Raw genomic sequence first — 25406 nt, 5'->3', positions numbered from 1 at the left:
ATTTAATTTGTGTGAGCATCCTAGTTAATTCATTTTAATGTGAATCATCATCTATCATTATGTTTTATATGTAGAAAGTAAAATGCTGGTTTCACTATTGTAAATACCTGAAATATTTCGAATTCGTTCGAGTGCCTTGTCAAAATTTTCTAAACTGTCGGACTGTAATTCAACCAAAATATCCCATTTCCCGTTTGTAGTATGTAGGCGTTCAACGGCTGATTCTAGGCGTAATTCACGAATAACCGCTTGCGCTTTGGTTCCTTCCACCATGATATTCATCCAAGCACGGATAATATTTTTTTCCACATTTGGGCGGAAGCGTACAGTATATCCCGTGATGATGCCCGTCGATTCCATATATTCAATTCGCTTTTGTACCGTTGCTCTTGATACACGTGTTTTTGCAGCCAGATCTGTAATTGAGATCCGGGCATTATCTTTGAGTAAACCTAAGAGAATATGATCAATATTGTTCATTTTGATACTTGCTATTAGCAAATTGATAAAAATTAATTCATTTTAATCATTATAAAGAATTTTGTGAATCAATTTGATTCTTAATAATAATCAATATACGAAGCCCCAAACATTTTTTTCGAATGAATCAAGAGATCTATGTTGACACGGAACGATGGGGTGAGCGGAAACCTTTGCAGTAAGGGAATCTGTAGATAACAGGGACAATTGATTAATTAAGGAAAAGATGATGTCTTTATCATATGCGGCTCAAAATGGTAGTGCTTGGCAAACCTTTCTCACTCAAGTAGATCGTGTAGCACCTTATTTGGATGCCGACCTCAGCAACTTTGTCAACACACTGAAAAGACCAAAACGTACGCTAATTGTTGATGTGCCAATCGTGATGGATGATGGCACAATTCGTCATTTTGAAGGCTATCGCGTACAGCACAATCTCTCTCGTGGTCCTGGTAAGGGTGGTATTCGTTATCACCAAGATGTTGAATTGAATGAGGTCATGGCGTTATCAGCATGGATGACCATTAAAACTGCGGTGCTTAATCTCCCATTTGGTGGCGCAAAAGGTGGTATTCGTGTTAACCCTAAAGAACTTTCAACACGTGAATTAGAGCGTTTAACTCGTCGTTTTACTAGTGAAATTAGCCCAATTATCGGCCCACAAATTGATATTCCTGCACCTGATGTTGGTACTAATGCCAATATCATGGGTTGGATGATGGATACTTATTCAAGTATTAAAGGTCATACGGTTACTGGTGTTGTAACTGGAAAACCTGTGCATTTAGGTGGTTCACTCGGCCGTGTTCGTGCAACAGGTCGTGGCGTATTTGTTACAGGTATGCAAGTTGCAGAGCGTATCAAATTACCTATCGAAGGTAGCAAAGTTGCGGTTCAAGGTTTTGGTAACGTAGGTAATGAAGCTGCTTATTTGTTTAATCAGGCAGGTGCAAAAATTGTTGCTGTGCAAGATCACACAGGCACAATTTTTAATGCTGAAGGTTTTAACGTAAAAGCATTACAAAAGCATGTTGCTGAACAGGGTGGCGTGAAAGGTTTTGCTGAAGCTACTGTGATCTCGGATGAAGAATTCTGGGATGTCGATATGGATATTCTGATTCCAGCCGCATTGGAAGGTCAGATTACGGTTGAACGTGCACAAAAACTCAAAGCGAAAATTGTGCTTGAAGGTGCAAACGGACCAACTTATCCAGAAGCAGATGATGTATTCGTTAGCCGTAACATTACTGTAGTTCCTGACGTAATTTGTAACGCAGGTGGTGTAACGGTCAGTTATTTTGAGTGGGTTCAAGATATGGCGAGTTATTTCTGGAGCGAAGACGAAATTAATGAACGTCTCGACAAGCTGATGATTCAAGCCATGAGTGATGTGTGGAATACCGCAGCGCAAAAGGAATGTAGCTTGCGTACAGCAGCTTATATTTTAGCCTGTGAACGTATCCTTAAAGCGCGTAAAGAACGCGGTATTTTCCCAGGTTAAAACCATTCATACAGTTAAAGCAAAGGGCTTGTTGAGTGTTCAACAAGCCTGAATATCCAAACAGGAAGTGAGTAAGTAAAATGAGCGATGTCGCAATTACACGTAGCAATTTTAATGATTGGATGGTGCCTGTTTTTGCTCCAGCAAATTTCATTTTGGTTCGTGGCGAAGGTTCTCGTATTTGGGATCAAAACGATAAAGAATATATTGATTTTGCAGGTGGTATTGCGGTTAATGCTTTAGGTCATGCACATCCAGTTGCGGTGAATGCTTTAACAGAACAAGCTCAAAAACTTTGGCATATTGGTAATGGTTATACTAATGAGCCAGTATTACGCCTTGCAAAACAATTGGTTGAAAGTACATTCGCTGACAAAGTGTTTTTCTGTAACTCTGGTGCAGAAGCGAACGAAGCAGCATTAAAACTGGCACGTAAAGTCGGTTTAGTCAGTGGTAATCCAAATAAGAATCAGATTGTTGCATTTAAAAATGCATTCCACGGTCGAACTTTGTTTACCGTAACAGCAGGTGGACAACCTAAATATTCTCAAGATTTTGCACCTTTACCGGGTGGAATCGAGCATACGGCATTTAATGATTTAGATGCTGCTAAAGCTATTATTACTGAAAATACCTGTGCGGTGATCGTAGAACCGATCCAAGGTGAAGGTGGTGTGTTACCAGCCGACATCGAATTTTTGAAAGGCTTACGTGCGTTGTGCGATGAGAAAGGCGCTGTGCTGATTTTTGATGAAGTACAAACAGGCGTTGGTCGTACAGGCTCACTTTATGCCTATATGAATACTGGCGTAACTCCAGATATTTTAACGACGGCAAAAGCCTTAGGTGGTGGTTTCCCAATTGGTGCAATGATTACTACAGATCATTATGCCAACATGTATGCGGTGGGTGATCACGGTACGACTTATGGTGGTAATCCATTGGCTTGTGCAGTGGCTGGTGCGGTGTTTGAATTTATCAATACACCAGAAGTTTTAGACGGCGTTAAAGAACGTCATCAATATTTCATCGATGCTTTGAATAAAATCAATGCTGAATATGGTTTATTCAAAGAAATCCGCGGTCAAGGTCTATTAATTGGTTGCGTACTGAAAGATGAATATGCAGGCAAAGCAAAAAATATCGTGACCTTAGCGGGTGAAGAAGGCTTGTTGGCGTTGGTTGCAGGTACTGATGTCGTACGCTTTACTCCTTCACTCATTATTCCAATGGAAGATATTGACGAAGGTTTAAATCGTTTTGCTCGTGCCTTAGCACGCCTCTAAATCTTGTTGTGAGCATCTAACCATGATGATTGTTAGACATGCAGCGCATCGGGACTTAGATGATATTTATCGTTTAGCGCAAAGAGCAGGAGAGTCGGGCATTGGCTTGACCTCCCTACCAGAAAACAAAGAAATTTTAGCTGAACGTATTACACGTACGACTCACACTTTAGCTGGTTTAACCGAAAAGTGTGAGGCAAGTTATTTGTTTGTTTTAGAAGATACCAGTATTCACAAAATTGTGGGTGTGAGTGCGATTGAAGTTGCAGTTGGTTTAAAAGAACCATTTTACAACTTCCGTGTAGCAAAACAGGTGCATGCCTCTAAAGCCTTAAATGTGTATAAGACTTTAGATACTCTTTTTTTAAGTAATGATCATACTGGTTGCAGTGAACTCTGCACTTTGTTCCTTGATCCTGAATACCGCAAAAACCAAAATGGTAAATTTTTATCAAAAGTACGTTTTCTGTTTATTGCTGCCTTCCGTTCTTTTTTTGAAGAAAGATTGATTGCTGAAATGCGTGGTTTCTCGGATCAAAATGGACAATCACCATTTTGGGATTCGCTCGGTTATCTATTTTTCAATATGGATTTTGCAGCTGCGGATTATTTAAGTGGTGTAGGACAAAAAGCGTTTATTGCAGAACTCATGCCGAGATTTCCAGTCTACGTTGATTTGTTGACCTCAGAAGCGCGTGCTGTGATTGCTGAAGTACATCCACACACATTGCCTGCGGCAAAAGTGTTGATGTCAGAAGGGCTTAAATATCAAGGTTATGTGGATATTTTTGATGCAGGGCCAACACTGGAAGCCAATATCGCTGAACTACGTGCAGTCAAAGAGAGTCGTTTGCTCAACGTTAAAATCACTGAGCAAGTTGAAACGACAGAAACTCATTTTTTGGTTGCGAATGACCAATACCAAGATTATTGCGTGTTGTTGATCAATAACAAAATCACTGAAAGTGACACTTTGCAGATGACAGCAGCACAAGCACAAGCACTGAATATTGCTGAACACGATCAAGTACGTGTTTTAGCATTAGAAAAAATGGAGAAGAACTAATGTCACAAGGTGCATTATTAATTAATGGTGCTTGGATCCAAGGACAAGGAACCGCATTCAGTAAAACCAACCCGGTTAACAATCAGCAAATTTGGGCAGGTCATGAAGCCAGCCAAGCTGATGTTGAGCAGGCATGTCTTGCTGCTCGTCAGGCATTTCCTGCTTGGGCACGTATGCCTTTAGAAGATCGTATCGCAATTATTGAACGTTTTGCGAGTCTACTTGAGCAGAATAAAAATGAATTGGCTCAAGTGATTAGCCAAGAAACCAGTAAACCACTTTGGGAAACATTGACCGAAGTGCAATCGATGGTTGGCAAAGTCGCGATTTCAATTCGTGCTTATGATCAACGTACGGGTTTCAGTGAAACTAGAATGCCAGATGGTATTGCTTCACTACGTCATCGTCCACATGGTGTTTTGGCTGTATTTGGTCCATATAACTTCCCAGGCCATTTGCCAAATGGTCATATTGTTCCTGCATTGATTGCAGGTAATACCGTAGTGTTTAAACCAAGTGAACTCACCCCTTGGACTGCGGAAGAAACGGCAAAGTTATGGCAGCAAGCAGGTTTGCCGAATGGCGTATTGAATATCGTACAAGGTGGGCGTAGTACAGGTGAGGCACTTGCTGCGGCTGAACAAATTGATGGTTTGTTGTTCACAGGTAGTGCGAATACAGGTTATCACTTGCATAAGCAAATGGCGGGCACACCTGAAAAAATCCTTGCTTTGGAAATGGGTGGCAATAATGCCCTCATTATTGATGAAGCAAGCAATATTGATGCGGTCGTGAATTTAGCTATTCAATCCGCTTTTGTTTCGGCAGGACAACGTTGTACTTGTGCACGCCGAATCATTGTCAAGCAGGGTGCGAATGGTGATGCCTTCATTCAACGTTTTGTGGAAGTCGCGAAGAATCTAGTTGTTGGTGAGTGGAATGCTGAACCACAACCATTTATGGGTGGTGTGATTTCTTCTCGTGCTGCTGAACAAATGTTAGTAGCACAAACTAAACTGATTGCTTTAGGCGCAAAACCATTATTAGAAATGACACGTCCACAAGCAGACAGTTCATTGTTGACCGCAGGTATTTTAGATTTAACACAGGTCGATGGTATTCCTGATGATGAATACTTCGGTCCATTGACGACGATTTATCGCTACAACACTTTTGATGAAGCATTAAGCATCGCTAATAACACTCGATTTGGTTTAGCGGTTGGTTTGGTTTCACCTGATCGCGATTTATTTGATCGTGTGTTGGTTGAAGCACGTGCGGGTATTGTGAATTGGAATAAACCATTGACCGGTGCTTCAAGTGCAGCACCATTTGGTGGAGTAGGCGCTTCTGGTAATCACCGAGCGAGTGCCTTTTATGCAGCAGATTATAGTGCTTGGCCAATGGCATCATTGGAAAGTGATAACGTGACGCTTCCTGCAAAATTATCACCGGGCATTGTGCTCTAAGACGGATCGCATCGGGACACATGGAGAATAAAATGTCTGGTTATGAAATCAATTTTGATGGTTTAGTTGGTCCTACGCATCATTATGCGGGCTTATCATTTGGTAATGTGGCTTCAACTAAAAACCGTAATAACGCATCAAATCCTAAGCTTGCTGCAAAACAAGGCTTGAAAAAAATGAAAGCCCTTGCAGACTTAGGGCTTAAACAAGGCGTGTTTGCACCACAAGAGCGTCCGCATGTGCCAACATTGCGTCGTTTAGGCTTTACAGGTAGTGATATTGATGTAATTGCTCAAGCCATGCGTACTGCACCTGCTTTGCTATCATCATTGAGTTCAGCTTCATCGATGTGGACCGCGAACTCGTGTACGGTATCGCCATCGGCTGACAGTGCTGACGGGCGAATGCATTTTACTGCTGCAAACCTAAATAATAAGTTCCATCGATCAATTGAGCATCATACAACGACTCGTATTCTTCAAGCGATGTTCAAGAATGATGTCTATTTCGCGCATCACGAAGCATTGCCAGAAGCTGCTTTATTTGGCGATGAAGGTGCAGCCAATCATAATCGTCTAGGCGGTGCTTATGATCAGGCTGGCGTGCAAGTTTTTGTTTACGGTCAACAACAACTTGGTGGTACAGTTGCACCGCAAAAATTCCCTGCACGTCAAACACGTGAGGCGAGTGAAGCGATTGCACGTTTACATCGGTTAGATGCAAAGCGTACTGTATTTATTCAGCAAAATCCTGACGTGATTGATCAAGGCGTATTTCATAATGATGTGATCGCCGTGAGTAACCAACAGGTGTTGTTCCATCACCAACATGCATTTTTAAATCAATCTGCAGCCTTAGATGAAATTCGTCACAAGATGGCTGAAATTGAGCAAGATTTTATTTCGATTGAAGTCCCTGAAAGTCGAGTGAAGGTTGAAGATGCAGTTTCAACTTATTTATTCAACAGTCAAATTTTAACCCGTGCTGATGGTGGCATGAGCATTGTTGTACCAGAAGAATCTCGTCAGAACTCAGCCGTTTGGAGTTACTTAAATGACATGATTCAAATGGGAACACCAATTGACGACATTAAAGTATTTGATCTGCGTGAAAGTATGCGTAATGGCGGCGGGCCTGCATGTTTAAGATTACGTGTTGCTGTAAATGAAGCTGAGCTGAATGCAGTCAATCCGAACTTGTTTATGAATGATGCTTTGTTCAAAACATTGAATCAGTGGGTGGATCAGCATTACCGTGATGAGTTAACGCAGGATGATTTGGCTGATCCAAGTCTATTGATTGAGAGCCGTACTGCGCTAGATGAACTTACCAAAATTTTAAATTTAGGCTCGGTTTATCACTTCCAAAGATAAAACAGCAAAGAAAGGCTTTTAAGGATGAAAGTACATGGTTGATCTACTCGCGTTGACTTTAGCGCAACAGACACCCGAGCAAATGCAGGGTGAAACAGTTGAGTTTACATGGCAATGGCTAGGTGAAGGGTTACTGCAATGTACACCTAAAACAGTGTATAGAAAAACCATGGTGCTTTCTGCTGGAATTCATGGTAATGAAACAGCACCGATTGAATTATTGTCTCACATCATTAATGACCTATTTGCTGAGCATTTAAAATTAGCGGTGCGTGTACTATTTGTTTTAGGTAATCCTGAAGCGATTCGTAAAGGTGTACGTTATCTTGAAAATGATGTGAATCGGATGTTCTGTGGTGCTTATCAGCATTTACGCCAAGATGCTGAAACTGAACGTGCAGCTCAATTGGAACAGCGAACAGCCCAATTTTTTGAGCAAAGTGGTGCTGAAGCACAGCGCTATCATTACGATTTACATACTGCTATTCGTGCTTCATTACTGCCTGTATTTGCATTATTTCCCTATCAAACACAGCCCTATGATGACTTCCTGATCCAAAGCTTAAATGCTGCGGATCTCGATGCTTTGGTCTATCACAATGCGGTTGGAAAAACCTTTACTCATTTTACTGCTGAACGCTTTCAGGCAGCGAGTAGTACCTTGGAGTTAGGCAAAGCTAAGCCTTTTGGTCAAAATGATTTATCTGAATTTGCGAGTACAGACCAAATGTTGCGTGCGGTACTTTCAGAGCAGGCTTTGCCATGTAGACAGAAGCCAACTATTCGCCAATTTAAGGTGGTGGACTCAGTTCTAAAGCAGAGTGACGATTTCCAATTGCAATTAAGTGCTGATGCACCTAATTTCTCAACCTTTCAGAAAGGTGAGTTGATTGCAACTCAGCAAGCAGGCAATTATGTCGTGGATAATCAGCAAGTTTGGGTTTTATTTCCAAATCCAAATGTGAAGATTGGCTTGAGAGCTGGACTGGTTTTAAAGGAAATGAAATAGGATACATCGAACGGTTATATGAGATGTAAACAAGGAATGAACTGAAACGGAGTTTGAATATGGATGTTCAGTAGAAAACAAAAGATCGGAAAAAATATCCATTGGATATTCATTTTTATGAAGTGGAAAGCAAGGACAGGTTGTCATAAAAAGATAGTTGGAGTGATCGTGTATGAGTAACAATATGGAAGTGGGTAAGCCCCTAAAACGTGCCATGACGAAACGTCATTTGGTGATGATTTCATTAGGTGGTGCAATTGGAACGGGCTTATTTTTAGGCTCAGGTGATGTGATTTCACAGGCAGGTCCCGTTGGTGCGATTCTCTCTTACCTGCTTGGTGGTATCATTGCCTACATGGTCATGCTGTGTTTAGGTGAGTTGGCAGTACAGATGCCAGTTTCGGGTTCATTTGGTGAATATGCCAGAACCTATATTGGGCCAGGCACGGGCTATATGATCACATGGTTGTATTGGTTGACGTGGACTGCAACATTAGGTACTGAATTCACAGCTGCTGCTTTACTCATGCAGGAGTGGTTTCCTTCCATATCCATGTGGACATGGACCTTATTATTTGCAGCACTGGTCTTTACGCTGAATGTGAGTTCCACTCGGTTATTTGCCGAGTCGGAATTTTGGCTATCTTTGGTTAAAGTTCTCACCATTATCTGTTTTATTGCATTGGGCCTAGCCGCTATTTTTGGCTTGATCTCCTATCATGGTCATGAGTCAGCACCGCTGTTTAGTAAATTGACCGAGCATGGTTGGTTCCCAAATGGTATTTACCCAATTTTTGCCACAATGCTGATCGTTAATTTTGCATTCTCTGGTACAGAACTGATTGGGGTTGCCGCAGGGGAAGCAGAAGACCCTGCTAAAACTGTACCGAAAGCAATTAATGCTGCAATTTGGCGTTTATTGATTTTCTTTGTTGGTACGATTGTGGTGATTTGTGCATTACTGCCTTATGAAATGGCAGGACTCAATGCAGAAGGCGTAAGTAATAGTCCATTTGTGACGGTATTTAATTACATCGGTATTCCATATGCAGAAGATATTATTCGTTTTGTGATTATTACTGCACTTTTATCGGCTGCCAACTCAGGCTTATTTGCTGCTTCTCGAATGATGTGGTCATTGTCAGCGCAGAATCAACTTCCTAAAGTGTTTGCTAAATTGACACGTTCAGGTACGCCAATTATTGCCATTATTGTCACGATGTTTGGTGCAATTCCTGGTTTATTATCTGAACAATTTGCGCCTGAAACCATTTTCAAAAATTTACTAGGTGTTGCTGCTTTTACCATGGTTGTGGTTTGGATCTCAATTTGTGTGAGCCAATTTAACTTCCGTAGACAATGGATCAAATCAGGTAAAACTGTCAAAGACCTTAAATTTGCTGCACCATTGTTCCCACTCACACCAATTCTAGGTGGAGTATTCTGTGTCATTACTTGTATTAGTATGGTGGCAGACCCTTCAATGCAAGTAGGTTTTGTCTGCTGTGTTTTATTTATGATTGCCTGCTATGCAAGCTACTATATGTTTTATAAAAACAAAGCTTAACTGTACAATTTAATCTTTCATAAAAGATGAATCCTTACTCAGAATCTTTGAGTTGAGATTCGTCTTTTTTACTTTAGGAAATGATCATTTGGCTGTTTATAAAATATAAAAAACTTGAAATAGAGATGACAAAAAAAGAGCAAGTGCCGTAGTACTTGCTCTTTTCATTTGATTTAGGATATTTACTGATAGGTAAATATCGCTACTCATATTTTAGAAGAATCCAGCAGGTTTGGTTGAATAACTCACCAATAAATTTTTGGTTTGTTGATAGTGATCTAACATCATTCTGTGGTTTTCACGACCAACGCCTGATTTTTTATAACCACCAAATGCAGCATGGGCAGGATAGATGTGGTAACAGTTTGTCCAAACACGGCCTGCTTCAACTGCTCGACCAGCGCGGTATGAAGTATGTGCAGAACGAGCCCAAACGCCAGCACCTAAACCATAGATGGTGTCATTTGCGATTTTGATGGCTTCATCAAAATCTTTGAACGTTGTTACAGATAGAACTGGTCCAAAAATTTCTTCTTGGAAGATCTGCATCGTGTTGTGTCCTTTGAAGACAGTTGGTTCGATATAGAAACCCTCACCCACTTCTTGTCTAGCACCACCACCCGTAAGAAGTTCAGCACCTTCTTCTCGACCCATGTTAATACAACGTAGGATTTTTTCCTGTTGTTCTTGTGAAGCTTGTGCACCAACCATTGTTTCAGTATCAAGTGGATGTCCAACTTTGATACGTTTCACACGCTCAATGGCTTTTTCTAAGAACTTATCCGCAATACTTTCTTGAACTAATGCGCGAGAGGGACAAGTACAAATCTCGCCTTGATTGAGTGCGAACATTGCAAAGCCTTCAAGTGCTTTATCAAGAAAATCATCTTCTTGATCCATAACATCTTCAAAGAAGATATTTGGAGATTTTCCACCAAGTTCTAAAGTGACTGGAATAATATTCTCAGTTGCATATTGCATGATCAACTGTCCAACTTGGGTTGAACCTGTAAATGCAATTTTGGCAATACGAGGATTAGTGGCAAGTGGACGGCCTACTTCGACACCATAGCCATTCACAACGTTTAATACACCAGCAGGTAGAATATCTTGGATTAATTCTAAAACAAGTAGAATGCTTACAGGTGTTTGTTCTGCTGGTTTTAATACGACACAGTTACCTGCTGCTAGTGCAGGAGCAAGTTTCCATGCAGCCATGAGAATTGGGAAGTTCCATGGAATAATTTGTCCAACGACACCTAAAGGTTCGTGGAAATGGTAAGCAATTGTATCTTCATCGATTTCTGAAATGCCGCCTTCCTGTGCACGGATACAACCAGCAAAATAGCGGAAGTGGTCAATTGCCAATGGAATATCAGCAGCAAGTGTTTCTCGAACAGGTTTACCATTATCCCAAGTTTCTGCAACTGCAAGATATTCTAGATTCTGTTCTAGTCTATCTGCGATTTTAAGTAAAATATTTGAACGTACGGTTGGTGAACTTTTGTTCCACTCAGCTTTTGCTTTGTGTGCTGCATCTAATGCCAGTTCGATATCTTCAGCTGACGAACGCGGTATTTTTGTAAATACTTTGCCATCGACAGGAGAGACATTATCGAAGTATTCTCCTTTTATAGGTGCTACCCATTGACCGCCAATAAAGTTCTCATATTGAGCTTTGAATTGAACCTTTGAATCAGGTTGATTAGGATCGACATAACGCATATATATATTCCTTTGCTTATAATTGATCTGTTAAGCATCTACAGCTTTGGTATAAGGTACTTTTGTACGCTATTTGATTAGGATATAACTGGGAAGGTTGGAGAAAGGTTGGAAACCGTGGTCATTAGTAAGGGATACACAAATGTTTACAAAACGAGACCTATTACAACAACGAACATCAATTGATCAACTTAAGCGACACAATAGTTTGTCGCCGCAAAGTGCTGAAATGTTAGGACAAAGTATTGCCAGTTCTTGGCAACGCTCAGCATCTTCTGCTATTCCAAAGGAGCGCTTGGCAGCTCCTTTATTGGCACAACATAAGAAAGCAAAAACGACTTTAGATTTAGCATTAGAGGCTTGTTCAAATGATCTCAGTCATATTGCGGCACAGTCATCTATGGTCATCGCCGTTGGAGATGTTGGGAGTACAATTATTTGGACCGCATCGAGCACGCAGATGCAAAGCGCCGCTGAAAAGGTACATTTTATTGCAGGCGGTCAATGGGCAGAAGAAGAGGTTGGGACGAATGCCTTAGCGCTGTCTTTAAAGACTCAACAATCTAGTTGTGTGTTTTCAAATGAGCATTATATGGAGTCTGTACATGACTGGGTTTGTTATGCTGCACCAGTGATTGACCCATATTCCAAACAAGTGTTAGGTGTCGTGGATTTATCTACAACTTGGAAAAATCACAATACGCTCGGTGTATTGGCTGCTGAGCGTTGTGCATCTATTATTCAAACTGCTCTGATTGAACAGCAACGTCAGCGTTTATATATTCGCGCTTTCACTTCACCGCAGGTCATGTTTAATAATAAATCTTTAGTTCTAACACCACGCCAGATCGAAATATTGGCAATCTTGGCACTTTGTCCAAATGGCTTGAATCTGGAAAACTTGCATCAAGCTTTATATGGCGAACGTAAGGTGAGTGTTGGAACTTTGAAAGCTGAAATGTCGCAATTACGTGATATTTTAGGCGGAATGTTGGGTTCACGACCTTATCGTTTACTGGCAAATGTAGAGGCTGATTTCTTATATGTCGAGCAGGCACTCGATTCAGGTTACATTGCATCAGCACTACAATTGTATAAGGGTATTTTCCTATCAAAAACAGAAAGTCCTTTCCTGTGCGCATGGCGAGATTGTCTTGAATCACGTCTCAGTGATATGATTTTTAAAACCAAAGAAATTGATGTATTGCTAAAACATGTTGCTCATTTTCCTGAAGCAATTGACGCCGTTGAACGCTTAATTGAGTTGTTACCCTTAGACCATCCTGCACATCAATCTTTAAATAAATTTAGAGATATATCCTAGGGATAGTTTTTTAATTCCATATGTTTTCATGATTGATGTCATTGGAAAAGCTTGTAACCTGTTATGCGGCATGAAAATATCATGAGTCAACTTTTATGCTGATAACGTAATAACTGGCAAAATGTCAGTACTTTTTATGCTTAATTTTTTATTTGAAATAACGGTATAAAGCAGATGCTATCTTTTCATTTCTATGCTGAATATTAAGAAAAAAATAGCGAGAATGATTGGTGCAGTCTCGCTATTTTTACAGTGAATATGAACTACACTTAGTTTTCTAATGTGTTTTTATAGATTTTTCCATCTTTCATAATGATCTTGAAATTGGTTTCTGGATCAGCCACTAAATTGATATTATCCAATGGATTACCCTCTACCAAGATGAGATCTGCATACGCACCTTCAGATATCTCACCAAGTTTTCCATCCTGATAAGGATTTCTTTTGCCGCTTAAATAGAGCAGTTGAGCATTATCGTAGGTTGCCATTTTTAACACTTGGTATGGTGAGAACCATCTTGTCATTTTAGCCAGTTGTTTGCCTTGTTTTGCTGCTAAAGATGGGTCAAACAAGCAATCTGTACCCCAAGCCAATTTCACATGATATTTTTTTGCTAAATTATACGCATTATCTGTCCCTTGGGTCATTTCTAGCTGTTTTTTTCGATTGGCAGAGCCTTCAGGAAAAGGGATTGCTTCTTCATCATCTAGAAAAGGTTGTAGGCTCCACCAAACGCCTTTTTCTGCCATTAATTTTGCTGTTTTATCATCGAGTAATTGACCATGTTCGATAGATTTTACCCCTGCATCAATTGCCGTTTTCACTGCATGGGGAGTGTAAGCATGCACTGTTACATAGGTTCCCCAATTAGCTGCTGCATCGACAGCGGCTTTAAATTCTGCTTCAGTATATTGAGATACATCGAGTGGGTCATAGTTGGAAGAAACTCCTCCACCTGCCATGAGTTTGAGCTGGGTTGCACCTTGTCGTAGTTGCTCTCTAGAACGAATTAAGACTTGATCTGCGCCATCTGCAATCGCTGCCATACCATTGCGTTCTTGATAAGACAGTTCTCCAATTTTGCGAGGAACATCGGTTGGGAAACCAAAATCACCATGACCGCCCGTTTGGGAAATAAAAGCACCACTTGCGAAGACTCTTGGCCCATTGACTAAATTGTTATCTATCGCTTTTGCCAAAGAAAGCGCACCGCCGCCCAAATCACGAACAGTCGTGAAACCTCTTAATAATTGTTTCTCGGCTGATTTTGCTGCGAATAAATTGATAAATGCAAAATCAGAGAGTAATGCTTGTTGTTGAGGAATACTGTCGAACATCAGGTGTGCATGGTTATCAATTAAGCCAGGGATTAAGTATTTGCCTTTGGCATCTATGATTTTGGTCAGTCCACTGCGATTTGTCATGATGGCATCAGCGCTAATTTTTTTGATTAAATTACCTTCGATGAGTACATTGCCCTTTATAATTTTATTATCTTTACCATTAAATATATTAACGTTATTTAATAACACCACCGTTTTGGCGTCTTGTGCAAAAGTAGTACTGCTACTCATCAGGGCAAGAAACATGAGTGCAGCGATTTTTTTTAGGTCATTGAATTTATCAAAAATTACTATTCTATTCATTTGATTCTACTGTTTTTAATGATTAGTGATATCACCTTAGCATACTGCTTGTTGTGAATAAATAGTGTGCAGATAATTGATATTGTTGGAGTCAAATCATTTAATTATGAGGCTCTAAAAGTATGGCTAAGCGTTATTAGATAGCAATTATAGTACTTACATTTGAGTATTTGCGTTTAGAGCACAAGTATTTTTCTAAATGTGTATTTTTCAATAGCATCAAGACCTATTTCAAAACTAGACATTCTCATATTCAGTCTAGCGAGTGAAACTAAAGGCAGTGAATTTTTGCTTATGTATGCAGCATTTTTACGTATTGGATTAAACGTTTGAGAGCGATGAGATTAAGTTTGCAAGTCAACTAAACTTTGTGAATAAAAGCGATGTAAATATCTAATGGTTAAAATATTGGTGGGGCTGGTTAAAAAAAAGGGAATACCTTTTCAGGGATATTCCCAAAATCAAGTAAGCCGACGGTCGGAGAGATTCGGCTTACTTTTCGGGGAAAGCTTGAATAATTACAATGCTGCTTTAAAAATTTCAACAACTTGAGCGTGTGTTGCTTTACGAGGGTTGGTCAGCATACATGCATCTTTTTGAGCATTCTCTGCCATAATTGCAAGGTCTTCAGTTTTCACACCAAGTTCAGTTAAACCAGATGGAATGCTGATAGATGATGAAAGTTCACGAATCGCATTAATTGCTGCATATGCTGCTTCAGTCTCGGTGAGTCCATCTGTGTTGACACCCATAAGCACCGCAATTTTTGCATAACGGTCTTGGCAAGCAATTAAATTGAATTCACAAACATGAGGCAGGAGTACAGCATTACATACGCCATGCGGTAGGTTGTAGAATCCGCCTAATTGGTGAGCCATGGCATGTACATAGCCTAGAGATGCATTATTGAATGCCATACCTGCAAGGTATTGTGCATAGCTCATCGCATCGCGTGCTTCAATATTTTCACCATTTGCGACAGCAGGGCGTAACCATTGACTAATCATGGTAATCGCTTTTTCTGCACAGGCATCAGTAATCGGGTTTGCCGCAGTCGATACATAAGCTTCAACAGCATGTGTAAGTGCATCCATTCCTGTTGCAGCGGTTAAACCAGCAGGTTTGGCCACCATCAGTTTAGGGTCATCAATTGCGATGAGCGGAGTACAACGCCAGTCTACAATTGCCATTTTCACATGCGTATCTGTATTGGTAATAATACAGAAACGAGTCATTTCTGATGCAGTACCCGCAGTGGTATTAATCGCAATAAGTGGGGTCATTGGTACTGTACTTTTATCAATACCTTCATAGTCACGGATATGACCACCACCTGCTGTAACAAGCCCAATCCCTTTTGCACAATCGTGTGAGGAACCACCACCTAAAGAGACAATAAAATCACAGCTATTGTCGTTATAGGCTTCTACACCATTATGTACATTGATGTCAGTTGGATTTGGTTCCGCGCCTGGAAAAATGTGGCTGTCAACGCCTGCATCTTTTAAAAATTGTGCAATGGTGTCTGCAACGCCAAATTTGAATAAGCCTTGATCAGTTACGATCAGTGCTTTTTTTGCACCAAGATTCTGTGCTTTCGCACCGATTTCTTTTGCACAGCCTGGTCCAAAGAGAGATACACAAGGGATGTAAAAACCGTTAGTTTGATCTGCAATATTTTTAAAAGCCATGGAGCGATTCCTTCTTCCATATTCCATTGTTTGTTATTCAGTGATCTCATCACTGTAGGCTCAGTATGCAAGGCTTAAAATTTTTTCCTACCTACCAAAAACCTACCAAGAAATGTCCCAGACTGTTTAAATGAAATAATATAAATTTTTATCTCAGCGCAATCGATGCATATTAGAAAATTAAATATCTGTATTTTTACTGAATATTGAGGTTGTTAAATAATTGTTTTTTAATGTAATAAAGAGTAAATCTCACATTTTATTCACGGTTTTATCTCTATAAATTGTTTAGTTAATTTTGATAAAATCAAGAGGATAAAATGAAAGCTAAAACTTTATTGGGCATGACAATATTGTCTGCTGCAATGACTGCTGTTGTAATACCAATGCAAGCAAATGCTGAAAAACCCTCTGCTGTCGATAAAATTGATGTGAATCAATATGCTGGAAAATGGTACGAGATCGCTCATTTGCCAATGTATTTTCAACGACACTGTCTAAGTGATACGACTGCTGTGTATACACTTAATCCTGATAAAACCATCGGGGTTTTAAATAGCTGTAGAACTAAAACAGGGCAAATGGATAGTTCACAAGGTGTGGCTTATCCTGCTAATAGTGGGAATAGTAAATTGAAAGTTAGTTTCTTACCTAAAGGTTTACGTTGGCTGCCATTTACGAAAGGCGATTATTGGGTTTTACGCGTAGATCCTGAATATAAAGTTGCATTGGTAGGTGGGCCATCGACGAAATATTTATGGCTTCTTTCTAAGACACCAACAATTGATGACGCTACTTATAATTCATACCTTGAAACAGCTAAACAACAAGGTTACGACTTATCTAAGCTCATCAAAACTCCTCATCGGACACCATAAGTTCTTAAAATTTAATCAGGTATCTCAGTTGGATACCTGATTTTTACTATTAATTTTAGCTTGTGATTTACATTTTTTAGAGCAATATTGAACTTCATTCCAACATCGTTCCCATTTTTTACGCCAAGAAAATGTGAGGTGGCAATTTAGACAAACTTTCTCGGGTAAATGTATTTTTTTATGCATTTTTAGAGTTCTTCGATTTGATTTTGAAGATGGGAGGCACGTTTTAAAATACGATTTTGTTCAGATAATTCTAATTTATCCCATTGCTTATACATCATTGTCATCCGCGGATTTGAACTAAAAAAGACTCGATTTCGATGTAGAAAGTCCCAATATAAACTGTTGAATGGGCAACTATCATGATCAGTTTTGGTTTTTACATTGTAATGGCAGTGTTGACAGTAATTAGACATTTTATGAATGTAATTACCTGATGCTGCATAAGGTTTACTTGCAACAAGACCAGCATCTGCAAATAAAACCATTCCATGAGTATTTGGAAGTTGTACCCATTCAAATGCATCAGCATAGACACTCAAATACCATTCATTGACTTGCTTGGGTGAGATGCCATTCAATAATGTGAAATTACCAATCACCATCAAACGTTGAATATGGTGAGCATAAGCATTTTCCAAAGAGTTTCTTAAACATTCATGCATACATTGCATTTTTGTTTCAGCAGTCCAAAAATAGCTGGGCAAGTCTCTTTTAGCATTTAATTTATTGAGATCACGATAATTCGGCATGCACAGCCAATAAACGCCGCGAATAAATTCACGCCAACCTAGTATTTGTCGAATAAAACCCTCAGCAGCGTTCAACGGAATTTGGTTATTGTAATAAGCTGATTCAGCAGCATCACCAACTTCTTTGGGTGACAGTAATCCACAGTTTAGGTAGGGAGAAAGGAGGCTATGGAACATATAATCTTGTTGGTTGACCATAGCATCTTGATATTGACCAAAATGGAATAATTGATATTGGATAAAATAATCAAGGGCTTGAAGAGCTTGTTGGCGTGTAGTTGCCCAGTTGAAATGATCAATTTGACCAATATGATCTTGAAACTCTGCTTTAACTAAAGCGATCACATCTAAATCAATCTGGTCACGAGTAAAATATAAAGCTGGAGAGATAGTGGGCGTTCCATTCCACTTTTGACGATTATCATTATCAAAATTCCATTTTCCTCCAATTGGTTTATCCGCTTGCATCAAATAGCCTGTTTGCTGTCTTAACTTTCGGTAGAAAAACTCCATCCGTAGGACTTTGGTAGTTGAACTCCATTGTTTAAAAGCTTGAATCGAAGAGAAAAAACGATCGTCTATAAGGATTTGTACGGGAATGTTGAGTTCTTTTTCCCAACTATTTTCGATTTGATATTGTAAGCGGTATTCTCCACATTCGGTTATGACTAAACCTTTTGCATCTTGTTTATCTAATTGAGATTTAAGAAATTGAAGAAAATTGTTTGTTATTTTTGAACGGTCAAAAACTTGATAACGAACAGTCCATCCTTGTTGTTTAAGATGTTTGGCGAAATGCCGCATTGCACTAAAAATGAGTGCAATTTTCTGAGGATGATGTTTTACGTAGGTGGTTTCTTCAACCAGTTCTGCCATTAAAATCACATCTTCATGCTTATCAAGTCGTTTTAATGTAGCGATTTCTTCAGAAAGTTGATCACCTAAAATTAAACCATAGCGCATAAGCTTTCACGCTTAAAAATTTGAATATAGTTTTTCGGTTGTAAAGTTCTTGTGAATACTGCAATTCTTTTTAATTGTATTGGATTGAGAGCTTTTAAATTAAGCAATATGGGCATTTAAATCAACAGCTAAACTTGAATATAGACTATGAAATATTCTCAGTGAAATAAACAGGTGACATCAAACGAGCATCTAAGTTTTGACCGCAACAATTACAGCTCAGCGTTGGTTGAATGACATTGCCACAGCTTTTGTGTAAGTAGCGAAGTTCTGGGAACTGTTTATCTTCATTCTGCCATAAATTTCCCCAAACACTCATCGAGACAATGATGGGATAAAGCGCTAACCCTTTTTCTGTCAGTTTGTATTCATAGCGTTTGGGAGCTTCGTGATAAAGCACTTTTTCAAAAATCTTGTTTTCAACCAATCGGTTAATACGCTCGGTAAGCAAGTGGCGTGTGATACCCAACTGTTTTTGGAAGTCATCAAAACGTCGTGTTGCCATAAAAGCATTACGAATAATTAACAAGGTCCAACGATCACCAAAAATGGATAATGTCCTTGCAATTGGACAGTTCATTTCGCCGAGTTCATGCCATTTCATTGCTTACACCATCGGTTTGTCTTTAGAGGAAGCAAGCTGTCATTTTAGGACAACTTTAGCCACCATCACATCTACTTTATTGACAAGCTATTTTAGCATAGTTATTTTGTTCGCATAAGTTCCTTTTTGGAACTTACTATTTTAAGATGAATTCTTGAGGTGAGTTATGTCTATGTCAGTGTTGAAAGAAAAATCAAAGCAAAAAACACCTGCATCATTCCCAGTACGTCGTATGGATTATGAGTTTCAGGATATGCCCAAGTATTGGTGTAATAATGAGCCAGCGTTTACCCATTATTTCACGGGTTTGTCTACATTGTTTCCAGAAGGAGAGTCTTATTTTGTGCGATCAGTTCGTGCCTTACGAGATCGAATTAAAAATAATGAACAGTTAGATCGTGATATTGGTGCATTTATTGGTCAGGAAGCCATGCATTCCAAAGAACATCATGCATTTCATCGAAGTGCGCAGCAGTATGGTTTAGATCCTGAATCATTAGAAAAAACCACAGGGATTATTCTGAAAGCGATTGAGCGAACCTTTCCCAAAAAATGGAATTTATTGGTTACCGTAGGTTTGGAGCATTACACCGCCGTTCTTGTGGTGGAAATGATGAAAGATGTGAATGAACTCATGACCGATGAAACCATCCGTAATTTATGGTTATGGCACAGCGTTGAGGAAACAGAACATAAAGCAGTTGCCTATGATATGTATGAATATTTATATGGCAAAGGATTGGCTGCTTATATTCCGCGAGTTGCTATTTTTACCTTTAGTTTAGCCATGATTACCGTCATGTCGACGGCATATCAAGTGGTGCTTTTGAAACGTGATCAACAATTATTAAACTTAAAATCATGGCTTAAATTTGCACAACATGGCAGAGAAAAATATAAAGTTTTCATTCCTAAATTTTTAGATTATTACCGTTTTAATTTTCATCCCAATGACAGCGATGAGTCTGAAATCGTCGCAAAAACCAAAGTAAAAATTGGATTATCCCAAGTCGAAAATCATTTACCTGCTTAACTTTGAGGAATAAACCATGCAATCACAAGCATCAAAAGCAAGTTGGGCGATGATTCCTCGACAAGTGAAATTTGAATGGAATGATTCACCCTTACATTGGATTCCACAAGATCCATTAGCCAGTCATGGTGTTAATCATTTTAGTTTTACCTTGGTTCGTGGCGAGTATTTTTTCTGCCGCATGTTCAATAAAGCATTGCCATTGATTGAAGATGAAAAACTAAGAGAAGATACGAAAATTTTTATCCGACAAGAAGCCATTCATTCTCAAGCACATAAAAGCTCAATTGACGCATATTTAGTTCGTTATGGCGTTGATGTAGAACAGCAATATAAACGTGTCGTCAATCTGTTTGATCATGTATTAGCGGACAAACCTTTAGGGTTTAAGTTACCGAAATCATGGCAAAGACCTTGGCTGAATGCACGTGTTGGGCTTGTGGCTGCTGCAGAACATTTTACCTCCGCAATTGGTGAATATGTTTTGACTCGTTCCGAATGGGAAGCTCGTGGGAGTGATCCTGTGGTCAGTGATTTATTCACTTGGCATAGCGCCGAAGAAGTTGAACATCGCACGGTGGCTTACGATGTTTATCAGCACATTTCTGGAAATTATCTATTGCGTATTGCGGTGATGGCAGTGACAGCACCTATTTTTACTTACCTGATGGCAGCGGGTACGGTTCAGCTTGCACAAGATGATCCATTGATTCCGAAGCAGCAAAAAAGCTTATGGCGACCTGCGTTTTGGAAGGCTTGGCATCGTTCGGATTTAAATGGTTATATGCCCGGTCCTGTATGGTTTTTTACCACCAGTTTACGGTTCTTTAAACCCAATTATCATCCGTTCTACGAAGCTTCAACCGAGCTTGCGCAAAGCTATTTGGCTCAATCTGCGGGTGTACTTGCTCATCAGCAAAAAGCAGAGACTTTGACACAGGTGCAGTCATGAATCATTTTGAAAAAACCAAGCATTATGTGCTTTCAGGCAATATCTGTTTAGCTGCTTATCATTGGGGGCGTTTAGATGCGGATCGAGAAACAATCGTATTGGTACATGGTTATCCTGACGCTGCTGATGTCTGGCAGTTGGTTGCCGAACGTTTAGCCGTTGATTTCAATGTGGTTGCTTATGATGTAAGAGGCACAGGATTATCTGATATTCCTGAAACCACGCAAGGCTATGCTTTTGATTATTTAGTACAAGACTTATCCCAAGTCATTCAAGCAATGAGTCCAGATCAAGCTGTTCATTTAGTTGGTCATGATTGGGGCGCTTTACAAGCTTGGGAAGCCGTATTAGGGGATCGTTTAAAGCCTCAAATTGCGTCTTATACCGCATTAGCACCGAGTGCGGATCATGTGGGTTGGTGGTTTCAGCGTCAATTGGCTCGACGAAATTTTCAAGGCTATTTTAATGTCGCTAAGCGCATAACCGCATCTGGTTATATGGCGATGTTTCAGATGCCGATATTGCCAGAACTGACGTGGCATTTAGGTTTAGATAAGTTGTGGTCAACGCTTGTGGGTTATTTAGAAAATACCACAGTCGAAGCAAGCCCAACACAACTGAGAAATGCAAAGAGCGGTTTGGGGCTATATCGTCAGAATTTAGTAAAACCACTTTTAAATCCTTCACGTCGTCGTACCACCATTCCTGTGCAGATGTTGTTGATGAATCAAGATCCGTTTGTACCCTTGTCGTTGAGTCAAGGGATGCAGGAGTGGGTTGAGGATATTCGCTATGCCGAAGTGAGCGCAGGGCATTGGGGAATTCTAAGTCAACCACAGCCGATTGCAGAAAAGATTCAGCAATTTGTGCAATCCATTTCACAGCGTAGATCAAAGCAAATTGCTTAAACACTTTATTTCACATAGAAAATGAGATCAAACAGATGAAAACTCCAAATCAAATGACGGGTTTAGAAATCATGCAGGCATTTCAACAAGGTTTAGTGCCGCCACCAGGAATTGCTAAAACAATGGGTATGGAGGGTGTTTCTGAAGTTGAATATGGGCGGATTGTATTTATTGCGATTGCAGATGAACGACATACCAATCCTTTAGGGGGCGTACATGGTGGTTTTGCTGCAACAGTATTGGATTCGGTGACGGGTTGTGCAACGCATACCGTGCTAGCAGCAGGTGAGGGTTATGGTACGACGGATTTAGCCATCAAAATGTGCCGTCCAATGCCATTTAATAAAAAACTCATCGCTGAAGGAAAAGTGATTAATGTTGGACGCAATTTGGTGATTTCTGAAGGTTATCTGCGTGATGAGGAAGGAAAATTATATGCCCATGCCACAGCAACCAATATGGTGATCCGTACTTAATCAATGTATTAGGCAGTATGTAGGTTCTGAATCGAAACTAGAATAAATTGTTGGAGATGAAAGATGCAAACCAATTTTTACGCTCGTCATTTCAATAAAGTAATGACTTTAATGGGATTGGGTTTTATTTCTTTTTTTGGTATTGCTTTATTCGCCATACTATTTGGTTGGACTGATCATTTATTAAAAAATGAGGTCGGAAGACTGATTTTACGTTTAATTCGATGGGGCGGTGTAGAACCACATGCTGAACACTATGAAGCCATGATCTCGATTATTTATGTTGTTTGGGGATGGTTTCTGCTCAAGATTGCCAAGTTTCCTGAGAAAAATATCGCATTCTTGGATTTTACCGCAATCGCAAATATAGGTCATTTTGGATTAATGACAGCAATGGCATTGGTCATGCCGAATGAAAAAATACATCTATTGGGCGATTTGCTTTTAGGTTGGAGCATATTGGTGTTATTTATCGTATTTTGGCTTCCGACTCGCCGAAGTATTTTGCAAGAAACACAATAATTGACAGGAAAAAAGAATGAAAAATTCAGTTGTTTTACATCAGTGGGAAATTTCACCGTTCTGCCAAAAAGTTGCTCGAATGTTGAAGTTCAAAGGCATTGCCTATGAAACCGTCAATTATAATGGGGTTCTAGGTGCGAAAGTGCCGATGTTGAGCAAAGTCGGTAAAGTACCTGTATTGGATATTAATGGTCAACGGATTCAAGACAGTACGCGTATCGCTCGTTATTTGGATGAGACTTATCCTGAATTACCTCGTTTATATCCAGCAGATCCTTTGCAAAACGCCTATGTTGAACTTTGGGAAGATTGGGCGGATGAGCTGCTATATTTTTATGAAATTCATTTCCGCGTGAGTGATGCTGAAGCATTCAATCATGCTGTGGCAATGAGTGCTGAAGGTCGTCCTAAGCATGAAGTTATTTTGATGAAACCGTTACTAAAATCAGCGCTGAGTTTGCAACTAAAAATGCAAGGTACAGGACGTATGGCAAAAGCAGATATTGAAGCTGAGTTTATACGACATTTAGAACGCATCGAATTGGTTTTAAGCAATACAGGTTGGCTCGTTGGGGATGTGCAAACACTAGCTGATATTGCAGTTGGTTCACAGCTTTTGGAAATCGTGCGGACGAGTAAAGTATGGGGTGCTAAAATTAAGAGCTATTCACATATTGCACAATGGATTGTCCAATTATGAGTGTGCCAAGTAACAGCTTAAAACTAACCAATCCGACACCATGTGCAGTGGTGATTGGTGTAGGCGCTCAGCAAGGCATTGGTGCGGCAGTGGCACAACGTTTCGCACAAGCAGGTTTAAAAGTCTATGTGGTCGGGCGTACTTTGCAAAAAGTTGAAGATGTCGCTGCTGAAATTCGATTACATGGTGGAACGGCAATCGCGAAATCTTTAGATGCGGAAGACCCTGTCCAAATTCAGATTTTGTTTGACTCGATCAATCATTCAGATGAACAGATTGCAGCAGTGATTCATAATGTCGGTGGTAATGTTCCTTCAATTTTCCTAAAAACGTCGCTTCAGTTTTTTACGCAAATGTGGCGTTCTACTTTTTTATCTGCCTATTGGGTATCGCAAAGTAGCCTAAAGATTTTTGAACAGCAACAAAAGGGCACGTTGATCTTTACTGGAGCAAGTGCCTCAATGCGAGGAAAACCATTTTTCGCAGCTTTTACCATGGGGAAGTCAGCATTAAGATCATATGCTTTGAATCTTGCACAATGCTATAAATCGCAAAATATTCATGTGGCGCATGTGGTGGTTGATGGCATGGTCGATGGTGATCGTGTCAATAAGGCTTTATTTGGCTTAGGGCGTTTGGCTCGGTTGACGCGTGGAACGGGTGGTTTAAATATCGAAGCAATTGCTGAAAATTATTGGATGCTGTTTCAACAAAGTAGTGATTTGTGGACACATGAATTGGATCTACGTCCGTATCAGGAGCGATTCTAAGATGAAGAAAATATTCACACGATTGTTTCAATCACATCTCAAGCAACAGTCTTGTATTGTTCTCTTCGGCGATGATATTCAAGCTTTGAGCCAAGTTTGTATCGAACAGCAGAAGCATAAAGCAATACATGTTTATCAGGTCTTACATGATGCCAAGCAAAAATCGGTAAAGATTGAATCTCAAAATTCTGAATTGACGTTTGTCTCTTTGAACTTAATCAATCAGGCGGCTTTAAAAGATTTGATGCAGCATATTCGATGGCAAGCACATCAGATTGAACTATGTATATTTCAGCCTAGCTTTCATCCATATCCTCAAAAAGAAACTGACTTCACTCAACAGATTGAACAACAGTGGCAAAATACGGGACTAAGTGCCGTCAGTGTTTCACAAATCATGATCAAGCAGATGCTTCGTCAGCAAGGTGGGACATTGATTTTTCTTGGAGGGCAACCGACGATGGCAGCACATGTCGATCTTCTGAGTCAAAGCATGTTTGCAGGTGTTCGAGCATTATCACAATCGTTGGCGAGAGAGTTTCATCCGAAAGGGATCCATATTGCGTACTGTATGCTGCCTGATTGGGATAGCCAAAATAAGGCATTGATGACATCAGTTCAAAATCTTTGTTGGCATATTCATCAACAACCTGAGTCGACTTGGAGTCAGGAACTTAGTATTAATATTTAGTCCATGTTGCAGGTGAT

The 25406-nt window shown here is 39.9% G+C and carries 24 protein-coding genes; 17 read left to right on the top strand and 7 right to left on the bottom strand.

Translation table 11 applies throughout. The features are described 5' to 3' along the window. Positions 1 to 57: 57 nt before the first annotated feature. Positions 58 to 480 carry an Lrp/AsnC family transcriptional regulator gene (locus O1449_RS10695; protein WP_269229875.1) on the bottom strand — a complete coding sequence of 141 codons (423 nt, stop codon included), beginning with the start codon at positions 478 to 480 and terminating at the stop codon, positions 58 to 60. Positions 481 to 706: 226 nt separating this feature from the next. On the opposite strand from O1449_RS10695, the gene O1449_RS10690 reads away from it, so the two are divergent. The 7 genes from O1449_RS10690 to O1449_RS10660 all read left to right on the top strand — a co-directional run bounded on the left by O1449_RS10690 (position 707) and on the right by O1449_RS10660 (position 9751). Beyond that, positions 707 to 1981: a Glu/Leu/Phe/Val family dehydrogenase gene (locus O1449_RS10690; protein ID WP_269238298.1), complete on the top strand. Its 1275-nt coding sequence runs from the start codon at positions 707 to 709 to the stop codon at positions 1979 to 1981. A gap of 80 nt (positions 1982 to 2061) precedes the next feature. Beyond that, a complete protein-coding gene (locus tag O1449_RS10685) occupies positions 2062 to 3267 on the top strand; it encodes an aspartate aminotransferase family protein (RefSeq protein ID WP_269238297.1) in 1206 nt (401 codons plus the stop codon). Between the two features lie 22 nt (positions 3268 to 3289). Then, positions 3290 to 4333, top strand: coding sequence for an arginine N-succinyltransferase (astA, locus tag O1449_RS10680; protein WP_269229878.1), 1044 nt, complete (start codon positions 3290 to 3292; stop codon positions 4331 to 4333). Then, positions 4333 to 5802, top strand: coding sequence for a succinylglutamate-semialdehyde dehydrogenase (gene astD / locus O1449_RS10675; protein WP_269229879.1), 1470 nt, complete (start codon positions 4333 to 4335; stop codon positions 5800 to 5802). The genes astA and astD overlap by 1 nt, the downstream gene beginning before the upstream one ends. Before the next feature lie 32 nt (positions 5803 to 5834). After that, complete coding sequence (astB, locus tag O1449_RS10670) at positions 5835 to 7175, top strand: N-succinylarginine dihydrolase (protein WP_004660985.1); 1341 nt, start codon at positions 5835 to 5837, stop codon at positions 7173 to 7175. A gap of 34 nt (positions 7176 to 7209) precedes the next feature. After that, positions 7210 to 8184 (top strand): succinylglutamate desuccinylase, encoded by a 975-nt coding sequence (gene astE / locus O1449_RS10665; RefSeq protein WP_269238296.1) that lies wholly within the window; start codon positions 7210 to 7212, stop codon positions 8182 to 8184. 172 nt (positions 8185 to 8356) lie between these two features. Beyond that, a complete protein-coding gene (locus O1449_RS10660) occupies positions 8357 to 9751 on the top strand; it encodes an amino acid permease (RefSeq protein ID WP_269238295.1) in 1395 nt (464 codons plus the stop codon). Positions 9752 to 9964: 213 nt separating this feature from the next. On the opposite strand, the gene exaC is transcribed toward O1449_RS10660, so the two are convergent. Then, positions 9965 to 11476, bottom strand: a complete 1512-nt coding sequence (gene exaC / locus O1449_RS10655) for an acetaldehyde dehydrogenase ExaC (protein ID WP_269238294.1) — start codon at positions 11474 to 11476, stop codon at positions 9965 to 9967. Between the two features lie 142 nt (positions 11477 to 11618). Here exaC and O1449_RS10650 point away from each other — a divergent pair, with 142 nt between their 5' ends. After that, on the top strand, positions 11619 to 12800 hold the full coding sequence (locus O1449_RS10650) for a transcriptional regulator (RefSeq protein ID WP_269238293.1): 1182 nt from the start codon (positions 11619 to 11621) through the stop codon (positions 12798 to 12800). A 269-nt stretch (positions 12801 to 13069) separates the two neighbouring features. Here O1449_RS10650 and O1449_RS10645 read toward each other — a convergent pair whose 3' ends face one another. Next, complete coding sequence (locus O1449_RS10645; RefSeq protein ID WP_269238292.1) at positions 13070 to 14446, bottom strand: metal-dependent hydrolase family protein; 1377 nt, start codon at positions 14444 to 14446, stop codon at positions 13070 to 13072. Between the two features lie 518 nt (positions 14447 to 14964). Next, entirely contained in the window at positions 14965 to 16137 is a 1173-nt protein-coding gene (mdh, locus tag O1449_RS10640; protein ID WP_241335222.1) for an iron-dependent methanol dehydrogenase, read from the bottom strand. Positions 16138 to 16481: 344 nt separating this feature from the next. On the opposite strand from mdh, the gene O1449_RS10635 reads away from it, so the two are divergent. Next, positions 16482 to 17015, top strand: coding sequence for a lipocalin family protein (locus O1449_RS10635; protein ID WP_420002384.1), 534 nt, complete (start codon positions 16482 to 16484; stop codon positions 17013 to 17015). A 24-nt stretch (positions 17016 to 17039) separates the two neighbouring features. Here O1449_RS10635 and O1449_RS10630 read toward each other — a convergent pair whose 3' ends face one another. From O1449_RS10630 to O1449_RS10620, 3 genes are all read right to left on the bottom strand, one after another. After that, positions 17040 to 17201 (bottom strand): DUF2256 domain-containing protein, encoded by a 162-nt coding sequence (locus tag O1449_RS10630; protein ID WP_081399873.1) that lies wholly within the window; start codon positions 17199 to 17201, stop codon positions 17040 to 17042. A gap of 2 nt (positions 17202 to 17203) precedes the next feature. Continuing rightward, complete coding sequence (locus O1449_RS10625; RefSeq protein WP_269238290.1) at positions 17204 to 18733, bottom strand: cryptochrome/photolyase family protein; 1530 nt, start codon at positions 18731 to 18733, stop codon at positions 17204 to 17206. 145 nt (positions 18734 to 18878) lie between these two features. Next, a complete protein-coding gene (locus O1449_RS10620; protein WP_269238289.1) occupies positions 18879 to 19337 on the bottom strand; it encodes a winged helix-turn-helix transcriptional regulator in 459 nt (152 codons plus the stop codon). Positions 19338 to 19503: 166 nt separating this feature from the next. Here O1449_RS10620 and O1449_RS10615 point away from each other — a divergent pair, with 166 nt between their 5' ends. The 8 genes from O1449_RS10615 (at position 19504) to O1449_RS10580 (ending at position 25389) form a co-directional block, all read left to right on the top strand. Continuing rightward, positions 19504 to 20370, top strand: a complete 867-nt coding sequence (locus tag O1449_RS10615) for a metal-dependent hydrolase (protein ID WP_269238288.1) — start codon at positions 19504 to 19506, stop codon at positions 20368 to 20370. A gap of 16 nt (positions 20371 to 20386) precedes the next feature. Then, positions 20387 to 21322 carry a metal-dependent hydrolase gene (locus tag O1449_RS10610; RefSeq protein WP_269238287.1) on the top strand — a complete coding sequence of 312 codons (936 nt, stop codon included), beginning with the start codon at positions 20387 to 20389 and terminating at the stop codon, positions 21320 to 21322. Continuing rightward, on the top strand, positions 21319 to 22230 hold the full coding sequence (locus O1449_RS10605; RefSeq protein WP_269238286.1) for an alpha/beta fold hydrolase: 912 nt from the start codon (positions 21319 to 21321) through the stop codon (positions 22228 to 22230). Before O1449_RS10610 ends, O1449_RS10605 begins: the two co-directional genes overlap by 4 nt. A gap of 35 nt (positions 22231 to 22265) precedes the next feature. Further along, positions 22266 to 22706 carry a PaaI family thioesterase gene (locus tag O1449_RS10600; protein ID WP_269238285.1) on the top strand — a complete coding sequence of 147 codons (441 nt, stop codon included), beginning with the start codon at positions 22266 to 22268 and terminating at the stop codon, positions 22704 to 22706. A 63-nt stretch (positions 22707 to 22769) separates the two neighbouring features. Then, positions 22770 to 23228, top strand: a complete 459-nt coding sequence (locus tag O1449_RS10595; protein ID WP_241335226.1) for a DUF6632 domain-containing protein — start codon at positions 22770 to 22772, stop codon at positions 23226 to 23228. Between the two features lie 16 nt (positions 23229 to 23244). Continuing rightward, positions 23245 to 23928, top strand: a complete 684-nt coding sequence (locus tag O1449_RS10590; RefSeq protein WP_269238284.1) for a glutathione S-transferase family protein — start codon at positions 23245 to 23247, stop codon at positions 23926 to 23928. Continuing rightward, a complete protein-coding gene (locus O1449_RS10585; protein ID WP_269238283.1) occupies positions 23925 to 24698 on the top strand; it encodes an SDR family NAD(P)-dependent oxidoreductase in 774 nt (257 codons plus the stop codon). The genes O1449_RS10590 and O1449_RS10585 overlap by 4 nt, the downstream gene beginning before the upstream one ends. A gap of 1 nt (position 24699) precedes the next feature. Then, complete coding sequence (locus tag O1449_RS10580) at positions 24700 to 25389, top strand: SDR family NAD(P)-dependent oxidoreductase (RefSeq protein ID WP_269238282.1); 690 nt, start codon at positions 24700 to 24702, stop codon at positions 25387 to 25389. Positions 25390 to 25406: the final 17 nt, after the last annotated feature.

Source organism: Acinetobacter sp. TR3 (assembly GCF_027105055.1).
GTDB lineage: Bacteria > Pseudomonadota > Gammaproteobacteria > Pseudomonadales > Moraxellaceae > Acinetobacter.
Note: the sequence above shows the minus strand (reverse complement) of the source record. Positions and strands in the feature narration are given on the sequence as shown.